Source organism: Pseudomonadota bacterium (genome assembly GCA_023229365.1).
Classification (GTDB): domain Bacteria; phylum Myxococcota_A; class Polyangia; order JAAYKL01; family JAAYKL01; genus JALNZK01.
Genome location: JALNZK010000167.1, coordinates 1 through 9,424, shown reverse-complemented (window position 1 = coordinate 9,424; position 9,424 = coordinate 1). Strand labels below are relative to the sequence as shown.

The window sequence follows — 9,424 nt, the reverse complement described above, 5'->3', positions numbered from 1 at the left end:
CCTACCGGGCCGCGCTGGGCGCCGCGGACGCGGGCCGCTTCGAAGAGTCGATGGCCGACTTCGGGCTCGGCACGCCGGACTGCCCGGCCTTCGAGGGGGTGCTCCGCCTCGCGAGCCGGTCGGCCGGCGCGTCGCTCCAGGGCGCGAGGGCGATCGCCGCGGGCGCGGCGCGGATGGCGTTCAACCCGATAGGCGGCTTCCACCACGCTGGCCCGGCGAACGCCGAGGGGTTCTGCTACATCAACGACGTCGTGCTCGCGTGCGCCGAGCTCGCGGAGCACGGGGCGCGCGTCGCTTGCGTCGATCTCGACGTCCACCACGGCAACGGCACCGAGGCGGCGTTCCTGGATGAGCGGCGCGTGCTGACCGTCTCCGTGCACCAGACCGGGCGGACGCTCTACCCGTGGATCGGCGAGGAGACCGAGCTCGGGAGAGGCGAGGGGCGCGGGTACAACGTCAACCTGCCGCTGCCGCCGGGCGCGGGCGACGCCGCCATGGCGCGCGTGATCGACGGGGTCGTCGTGCCGGTGGTGACGGCGTACGCGCCCGACTTCGTCGTCTTCGAGATCGGGATGGATCCGCTGTTCGGCGATCCGCTCGCGCAGCTCCGGATGACGAACAACGCCATGGCCGACGCGGCGGAGCGCGTGCGGTCGATAGGCGCGCCGATGCTCGTGCTCGGGGGCGGCGGCTACATGCCGGCGGACACGGCCCGCGGCTGGGCGCTCGCCTGGGCGGTGCTGAACGGCGCCGAGCAGGCGGATCCGTACGCGGGGCTCATCGGCGGCGTGATGCTCGGCAAGGCGGACTACACCGCGGGCGGCGGCCTGCGCGACATGAAGCGGTTCGTCTCCGCGGACGAGGGCGCCGCGATCGACGCCGAGGTCGAGCGCGTCATCGCGTTCCACCAGGAGCACCTCTTCCCGATCCACGGGATCAAGTAGTCGGCTGGTTCCCTGCGGGCATCCGCGCGCTCTTGCGCTTCAGCACCCAGCCGAGGGCGCACAGCAGGACGGCAGCGATCTCCACCGGGATCACCGTGACGAGGGCGAGATCCACCGAGCCGCCGGCGTCGTAGGAGCTGTCGAGCCCCCACGCCAGGAGCGGGTAGCCGAGGCCGAAGAGCAGGCCGGCGGCGACGAGCGCGATCGAGTAGGCCGGGTGCCGGCGCGCGGCCGATGTCTTCCGCAGCAGGATCAACCCGACGACGCCGAGCGCGATGGACGCGAGGAGAAGGATCCCGCCGATCGGCCAGATGAAGACCACGTAGGCGAGCCCGCCGAGGTCGTTGGCGGACGCGGCGGCCGGGACGGCCGAAACCGCCGACGCCGCGAGAGTGGATAGGCGCCGCTTCATCGTGCCCTTCCCGCAGATGACAGGAGCATACCCCTTCGCGCCGAGGTGCGGAAACGGATCTCGCGCCGCGCGGTGCCCGCGACGCCCCGCCTTGACCCCGAGTCCGGCTGGGGGGTATGTACGGCGTTCGGATGCAAATGAGTGGCGATTTTGGAAAAGAGAGAAAGATGACCAATCCCGATCACGTGACCGAACAGCCCTCCGTCGAGGCCCCCGAGGAGCCGTCCTCGTTCGAGGAGTTCAAGCTCTCGCAGCCGCTCGCGAAGGCGATCGCGGCGATGGGCTTCGAGAAGCCGACGCCGGTCCAGGTCCACACGTACGAGCGCGTGCTCGCGGGCGAGGATCTCATCATCCAGGCCCAGACCGGCACCGGGAAGACGGCCGCGTTCGGGATGCCGTTCGCGATGAAGCTCGATCCCAAGGGGGGCATCCAGGCGCTCGTGCTCGCGCCGACGCGGGAGCTCGCGCTCCAGGTCTCGCGGGAGGTCGACGCCATCTGCAAGGGGAGCGGCGTCGTCAGCGTCGCGGTGTACGGCGGCGCGTCGTTCACGAAGCAGGTCGAGGAGGTCGGCGCGGGCGCCCAGATCGTGGTCGGCACGCCCGGGCGCGTGCTGGATCACATGCGGCGGCGCACGATCGGTTTCGAGAAGCTCAAGATACTGGTCCTCGACGAGGCCGACGAGATGCTCTCCATGGGGTTCGAGAAGGAGCTCTCCGAGATCATGAGCGGCCTGCCGACGCAGCGCCAGACGCTCCTGTTCTCGGCGACGATCCCGGAGGACATCCAGCGGCTCGCCGGGCGGTACATGGAGGGCGCGTCGATCATCTCCGTGTCCGGCGACGAGATCGCCGCCGCCGCGATCAGCCACTTCGTCTACCTGGTCTCGGGCTCGGATCGGCTCCGGATGCTCGTGCGCGTGATCAAGCAGGAGAACCCGGACTCGGCGCTCATCTTCTGCAACACCAAGGACGAGACCCAGGCGGTCGCGCGGTACCTGAAGGACGCGGGCTACAACGCCGACTGGATCAATTCGGACCTGTCGCAGGCCGAGCGCGAGCGCGTCATGGCCGCGACGCGGAGCGCCAAGCTGCGGTTCCTCGTCGCGACGGACGTCGCCGCGCGGGGCATCGACATCTCGCAGCTGAGCCACGTCATCAACTACACGTTCCCCGAGTCGCTCGAGGTGTACATCCACAGGACCGGGCGGACCGGGCGCCAGGGCAGGGCGGGCGCGGCGATCTCGCTCATCGCGCCGCAGGACATCGGCAACCTGTACTTCCTCAGGCTGACCTACAAGATCTTCCCGATCGAGAAGACGCTCCCCGAGCGCGACGCAGAGGATCGCGCGCTGGAGCTCGCGCGGCTCGCCCGGCTCCGGGCGGAGATCGACGGCGCGGCCGTCACGGGCTTCCGGACCCTCGCGCGCCGGCTCCTCACGGCGGTGGACGCCGAGCGGATCATCACGGGGCTGCTCACCCGATACTTCGGGGACGAGCCGCCTCCGGCCGCCGTCGAGCCACCGCGACGCGACACGACGCCCGCCCCGCCGCCCGCGGTCGAGCGTCGGTCTCCGCCCGAGGAGACCGAGTCGATCCCGCCCGAGCCCGAGGGCGCCGAGGGCGAGGACGGCTTCGGGCACGCGGTGGAAGGGGGGCGAGAGATCTTCATCGACGCCGGGCGCAAGGACGGGCTGCGGATCTCGGGACTGATGAAGGACATCGTCGCCGTATCCGGGCTGCCGCGGACCGCCATCGGCAGGGTCCGAATGCTGACGCGCGCGACGTTCATCGCGGTCCCGGACGACAGCTACGACAAGGTCTTCGAGGCGCTCGGCAAGCTCGAGATCGACGGCCGCAGGCTCCGCGTGGAGCCCGCGGTCGAGAAGTAGACCCATCCCCCGGCCCCTTCCCGACACGGGAAGGGGAGCAGCTGTTTTGATCAGATCAGATGCCTCCCCCTTCCGTTTCGGAAGGGGGACCGAGGGGGCAGGTCAGTCCGGGAGCGGGATCGGGTACGCCTCGAGCGCCTTCGCGACCTCCGCGCGCGGGAACACCGCACGCGCCTCCTCGCCCAGCCTGGCCTCGTCTTCGTAGACATAGCGCGGGCTCACGTGCACGAGGACGAGCCGGCCGACGCGGGCGTCGCGGGCCGCCTCTGCGGCCTCGACCGCGGTCATGTGCTTCTTCTCGGCCGCCGCGTCCGCGTGCTCCGCGGCGAACATCCCCTCGACGAAGGCGGGATCCGCGTCTTCGCACAGCCGCGCGAGCCCCGCGCACGGGCGGGTGTCGGTGGCGAAGGCGACGACGCGCCCGCGGCGGGGTGGGCCGAGGACGTCGGACGGCCGCACCGCGGCGCCCCCCTCGGCGACGATCGTCTCGCCCGCCTGGAGGCGACCCCGGAGCGGACCGGCCGGAACGCCCAGGGCGGTCGCGCGGGCCGGATCGAACCGGCCGGGACGCCCTCTCTCCTCGAGGCGGTATCCGAGGCAGAACGTCGAGTGGTCGAGCGTGTCCCAGGTGAGATTGTCGCCGTTCCACGACCATGCGATGCGGTCGGATTTATTATACCATTCAACAAATTCTATTCTGTAATTAATGTGATACTTCAAGTCTTCCAGGGTGTGATTCACGAAGCGCGCGACACCGGGGGGACCGATGATCGTGAGCGCGCCGGGCTCGTCGCACTGGGCGCGGAACATCATGATCCCGGGGAGCCCGAGCACGTGGTCCGCGTGGAGGTGGGTGATCGCCACGGCGTCGAGGCCGCGGATCCCGAGCCCCCCCTTCTTGAGCGCGAGCTGGATCCCCTCGCCGGCGTCGAAAAGGAGCATTCGCCCCTCCCGCCGCACGAGCACCGAGGTCGTCAACCGGAGCGGCATCGGCATCATGCCGCCGTAGCCGAGCACTACGCACTCCACGGCCGCGAGGGTACACGACTTGACGCGGCGAACAAGGCCGAATACGCAGGATTCCCGGCGCCTGTGCGCCGTCGAGCGAGGGAGGCCGTGTGGATCGAGCCGAGAACGAGACCGCGACGCCCGACCCTGTCGCGGACGAGCTCGAGCTGCTCGCGCGGGTGGCGCGTCATCTCGCCTCGGCGAACGCCGGAAGGTGCGTGTCCGCGACCGACTACGACGCCGAGCTCGTGGAGCTGCGCGACGCGATCGCCGTCGCCCGCGCAGAGGACGTCCCCCCGCTCGTCGAGCACATGACGCGGCTCCAGGCGCTCGCCGCGCAGCGCGGGGCGCAAACGGCCGCGGCGCCTGTGAATCCCGCGTGCCCGTACTTCGGGCACCTGCGCCTCGAGGAGGAGGGCGCCGGGCGCGACATCCTCCTCGGCAAGGTCACGCACCTCGTGCCGGAGCAGGGGATCCGGATCGTCGACTGGCGCAACGCGCCGGTGAGCCGGATGTACTACTGCTACGACGAGGGCGACGACTACGAGGAGTCGTTCGGCGGCCGCGTGCGGCGGGGCGTCATCAGCACGCGGCGCTCGGTGACGATCACGCGCGGCGCGCTCGTCCGCGTCGCCTGCCAGGAAGGCACGTTCGTGCGGCGGAGCGACGGGTGGCGGCGGCTCGCTGGCGACGGCCCGAAGCTGGCGGGCGGGCAGGGGGTGTCGATCCGCGCCGGGGGGCTCCGGCCGATCCGCGGCCGCCTGGGCGTCGGCCCGGACGGCGAGGATCGCGCGGACAAGCACCTGCCCGAGATCTCGGGGCTGCTCGATCGGGAGCAGTTCGAGGTGATCTCGAGCCCGGCGAGCGGCCTCGTCGTCGTGCAGGGGAGCGCGGGCTCGGGGAAGACGACGGTCGGGTTGCACCGGATCGCGTACCTCGCCTACCGCGAGCCCAAGCGGTTCAGGCCGCGGCGCATGCTCGTCGTCGTGCTCGACGACGCGCTCGCGACCTACGTCTCGGGCGTGCTGCCGGCGCTCGGCGTGGACGGCGTCCGGGTGACGACGTTCGCGCGGTGGGCCGCCGAGCAGCGCCGCCGCCACGTCCGCGGCCTGCCGAGGGCGTACAACGAGTGGACACCGGCCGCGGTGTCGCGCCTCAAGCGGCACCCGGCGATGCTGCGCATGCTCGACGACCTCGTCGATCGCCGGGACGAGGAGCTGACGGCGCGGCTGCAAGCCGCGGTCGCGGGGACGCCCGACGCGGGGCGCGTCTCGGGGGTGTGGAAGATCCTGGAGCGCACGCCGCTCGACGCCCGGCGGGCCGCGCTGGTCGCGTGGCTGGACGGGGAGCGCCGCATCGGCGACGACGACGGCGCCCGGCTCCACCCGCGGACGGCGCTCGCCGCGGAGTCGGCGCTCTCGCGCATGGCTCGGGCGACCGCGGACGTGCTCGACGACTGGGCCGAGCTCCTGACCAACCGCGCGGCGCTCGGCGCCGCGGTCGACGCGCACGCGCCGGCCGAGTTCGAGGAGCGGGATCTCGACGAGGTGTGCGCGTGGTGCTCCCGGATCTACTCGCGCATCGAGGAGGCGCGGCAGGCGGCCGAGGACGACGAGCTGCCCGCTGATCGAGACGGGGACCGGGAGGATGACGGCTTTCGCGAAGCGGAGGCGACGCTCGATCGCGAGGACGACGCGCTCCTCGTGCGGCTGCACCAGCTCAAGCGCGGTCCCCTGCGCGGACAGGGCGGCCGGATCGAGCTCGATCACCTCATGGTGGACGAGGTCCAGGACTTCGGCGCGCTCGAGATCGCGGTGCTGATGGACACGGTCGGCGGCGGCCGTCCTGTCACCCTCGCGGGCGACACGGCGCAGCGGATCGGTCGCGGGGGCGGGTTCGACGACTGGGACGAGCTGCTCGCCGACCTCGGGGTGTTCGGCGCGCGCGTGGAGCCGCTCGAGATCGCGTACCGCTCGACGATCGAGGTGATGCGCGTGGCCCAGGAGCTGCTCGGGCCGTACGCCGGCGAGCCGCCGACCGCGCTGCGCCACGGCGCGGAGGTGGAGGCGCACCGCTTCTCGGAGGTGGGCCAGGCGGTCGACTTCGTCGGCGGATCGCTGCGGGATCTCGCGGCGCGGGAGCCGCTCGCCAACATCGCGATCATCGCGCGCCACCCCGGGAGCGCGGCGCTCTACCACCGAGGGCTCTCGCGGGCCGAGGTGCCGCGGCTCAAGCTCGTCGCGGCGCAGGACTTCTCCTTCGCGCCCGGCGTCGAGGTGACCGACGTGCGCCAGGTCAAGGGGCTGGAGTTCGACTACGTGATCCTCGTCGACGTGAACGCGGACACGTATCCGGACAACGAGGAGGCGCGCCGCCTCCTGCACGTCGGCGCGACGCGCGCGGCGCACCAGCTCTGGATCGTCTGCACGTCCGAGCCGTCGCCGCTCGTCCCGGAGCGGTTGTTCGTGGACGGGTAGGGGTTGCCGACCGGCCTGCGACGCGAGCAGCCTCGCTCCAGGCTTTCGCGAGGCAAACCCGCTGCGCGGCCGGCGGCATGGGTGGCTGGTTGGTTCAGTCGATCATCCGCTCGAGGTCGCCGTACGATCCGTAGAACGGCTGGCGGTTGATGACGAAGAACGGCGTGCCGTCGACACCGATCGCGTCGCCGTCGGCCTTGTCGGCGTTCACGCGAGCAACGGTTGCGGGGGCCGCGAAGTCCCTCTCGAATCTCGCGACGTCGAGCCCGATGCGCTTCGCGAGGTCGACGTAGATCTCGTCGGTCAGCTCGGCCGCGTTCGCGAACAGGAGATCGTGCATCTCCCAGAACCTCCCCTGCAGCCGGGCCGCCTCGGCGGCGCGCGCCGCGTTCAACGCCTGCCCGTGGTACTCGATGGGGAAGTGCTTGAAGAGCACCTCGAGCCGCGCAGGGTACTTGTGGCTCAGCCGCTCGAGCTCCGCCGCCGCGCGCTTGCAGAAGCCGCACTGGAAGTCCGAGAACACGATGATCTCGGTCGGCGCGCCCTCGGGGCCGAGGCGCGGCGCCTCGCGCAGATCGATGGAGGCGACCTCTCGGCAGGAGACGGCGGCGAGCCCCACGAACAGGGCGATTCGGAGGGTGATAGTGGTCGGCGCGCGCACCTCCTCTGGCTATACCAACGCGCGGCGCGGCACAATGTGGTATTGATCGGGTGAACAGGAGGGAACCCATGCGCAAGGCAATGACGGCGATGGTCGCGGCGCTCGCGTGCGCCTCGGCAGGCGCGCTCGGCTGCGACTCGGCGAACGACCGGCCGTACGACGGTACGGACACGGACGCGGACACGGACACGGATTCCGACACGGATGTGGACTCCGACACGGACTCCGACACCGACTCGGACACCGACAGCGACACCGATTCGGAGGACTGCTACCAGGCGATCGACATCGTTTTCGTGCTCGACGTCTCCACGAGCATGAGCGACATGCTCGCGGCGCTCGAGGAGGACATCGGCGAGGTCTGGGCAGCCGCAGACGCCTTGGTCGCGGACGCCGAGGTCGAGCCGACGCACTTCGGCCTGGTCGTGTTCGTCGACGACTACCTCGTCGCGAACGGCGGCGAGACGTACACCGAAGTCGGCACGATCCAGACCGAGTTCCACGAGTGGTACACGCACACGTCGTCGAACCAGCAGACGCAGTCGACGGCCTCGAACATCGACTGGCCGGAGAACACGCTCGACGCCTTGTACGCCGCGGCGGCCGACTTCGGCTGGCGGGACGCGGCGACGACGTTGCGCGTCATCATACACGCCACGGACGACACCTTCCTGGAGGCGCCGGCGAGCTTCTCGAGCGGCATCGCCGCGCAGCACGACTACCCGACCACCGTCGCCGCGCTGCAGGACGGCACGATCCGGGTCGCGAGCTTCGCCGCGCACCTCGGCGGACCGCTCGGGAACGAGGATGTGGAGCCGGGCTTCTACACGGACTACGAGGGGCAGTCGGCGATCCCGCCGGCGACCTCGGGGCAGGTCTTCGACATCACGCAGGTCGGCGACACCATATCGCTCGCCGACGCGATCAACGGCTTCGTCGAGGAGGAATTCTGTTCGGACTACGAAATCGAGTAGCTCCACATTCATCGTTTTGCATGACGATTCTGCGGGTTGCCACCGCCGCCCCGACTCCTTTTCGGGTGGGATCGGACGCCCCGAAGTGATAAGAAGCGTCGTCTCGGGGACGAGGACGACGAATTCATGTTCGTGCTCAAATTTCCATTGGTAATCATTAGAGGGCTCATCGTCCTTGTCGCCACGCTGTTGATCCACTGGTTCCTCATCCGGCTGCCGCAGCTCCTGCACAGGCCCTGGAAGCGGTATACGAAACCGATCGGCCTTTGGGGCAAGATGCTGGCGTTCATGATGGGGGTCCGCATCCACCGGCGAAACGAGCGGAGCGGGCCGATGGGCGACCTCATCGTCTCGAACCACATGGGCTTTCTGGACATCCCGGTGATCCTGTCGATCTTCCCGGCTGTTTTCGTGATCAAGATCGAGATGCGGCGTGTCTTTTACTTCGGCGGGGCCCTCGTGAACCAGGGCCACCTCTTCGTCGACAGGGCGGACAAGAAGTCGATGAGAAGGATCGGAGTGGAGCTGATCAAGGTGATGCGCGACGGCGACCGCATCGTCGTCTTCCCCGAGGGGAGGGCGTGCCCGACCGCCGAGCGCCTGCCGTTCAAGCCCGGGTCGTTCGCGGCGGCCAAGCGCGCCGAGAAGACCGTGGAGCTGTGCGTCCTCGACTACCTTCCCGACCGGCGCCAGCTCGAGTGGGACGTGAACCGGAGCACGTTCGTGCAGCTCGTCGAGCTGTTCGGGCGGCTGCGCACGGACATCGCCGTCGAGTTCTTCCCGCCCGAGACCGTGGACGACCCGGAGCGGATGGCGGAGCGGTACCGCGCCATCGTCGTCGAGCGGCTCGAGGCGAACGACCGCGCGCGCGAGCGGCGCGAGGTGGCGGAAGGGGTGGCGCCGTGACGGATGCGAGGATTCGGGGCGTCATCTTCGACCTCGACGGGACGCTCTATTCGCTTCGCATGCTGAAGTTCCGGATGGCGCGCTCGCTGTGGCGCAGCGTGCCGCTCTTGCGTAGACTGACGGCCTCGAGGCAGGCGATCCGCGGGACGGTGT

Annotated in this window: 8 protein-coding genes; 5 read left to right on the top strand and 3 right to left on the bottom strand. The window is 70.3% G+C overall.

All coding sequences use genetic code 11. From position 1 onward, the window contains the following. Positions 1-944: hypothetical protein (locus tag M0R80_29375; protein ID MCK9463751.1), on the top strand; the 944-nt coding region annotated here is incomplete at its 5' end. Here M0R80_29375 and M0R80_29370 read toward each other — a convergent pair. Beyond that, positions 937-1,356, bottom strand: a complete 420-nt coding sequence (locus tag M0R80_29370) for a hypothetical protein (GenBank protein ID MCK9463750.1) — start codon at positions 1,354-1,356, stop codon at positions 937-939. The genes M0R80_29375 and M0R80_29370 overlap by 8 nt on opposite strands. Positions 1,357-1,523: 167 nt before the next feature. Here M0R80_29370 and M0R80_29365 point away from each other — a divergent pair, with 167 nt between their 5' ends. Then, on the top strand, positions 1,524-3,245 hold the full coding sequence (locus tag M0R80_29365) for a DEAD/DEAH box helicase (GenBank protein MCK9463749.1): 1,722 nt from the start codon (positions 1,524-1,526) through the stop codon (positions 3,243-3,245). A gap of 102 nt (positions 3,246-3,347) precedes the next feature. Here M0R80_29365 and M0R80_29360 read toward each other — a convergent pair whose 3' ends face one another. Further along, the gene (locus M0R80_29360) at positions 3,348-4,274 is read right to left on the bottom strand and encodes a ribonuclease Z (GenBank protein MCK9463748.1); all 927 of its coding nucleotides are present in this window, start codon (positions 4,272-4,274) and stop codon (positions 3,348-3,350) included. A gap of 89 nt (positions 4,275-4,363) precedes the next feature. On the opposite strand from M0R80_29360, the gene M0R80_29355 reads away from it, so the two are divergent. Beyond that, positions 4,364-6,730 (top strand): ATP-binding domain-containing protein, encoded by a 2,367-nt coding sequence (locus M0R80_29355; GenBank protein MCK9463747.1) that lies wholly within the window; start codon positions 4,364-4,366, stop codon positions 6,728-6,730. A gap of 94 nt (positions 6,731-6,824) precedes the next feature. On the opposite strand, the gene M0R80_29350 is transcribed toward M0R80_29355, so the two are convergent. After that, positions 6,825-7,391, bottom strand: a complete 567-nt coding sequence (locus tag M0R80_29350; protein ID MCK9463746.1) for a DsbA family protein — start codon at positions 7,389-7,391, stop codon at positions 6,825-6,827. Positions 7,392-7,459: 68 nt separating this feature from the next. Between M0R80_29350 and M0R80_29345 the strand changes: the two genes are divergently transcribed. Then, complete coding sequence (locus M0R80_29345) at positions 7,460-8,365, top strand: hypothetical protein (protein MCK9463745.1); 906 nt, start codon at positions 7,460-7,462, stop codon at positions 8,363-8,365. Between the two features lie 147 nt (positions 8,366-8,512). Further along, the gene (locus M0R80_29340) at positions 8,513-9,271 is read left to right on the top strand and encodes a 1-acyl-sn-glycerol-3-phosphate acyltransferase (protein ID MCK9463744.1); all 759 of its coding nucleotides are present in this window, start codon (positions 8,513-8,515) and stop codon (positions 9,269-9,271) included. Positions 9,272-9,424: the final 153 nt, after the last annotated feature.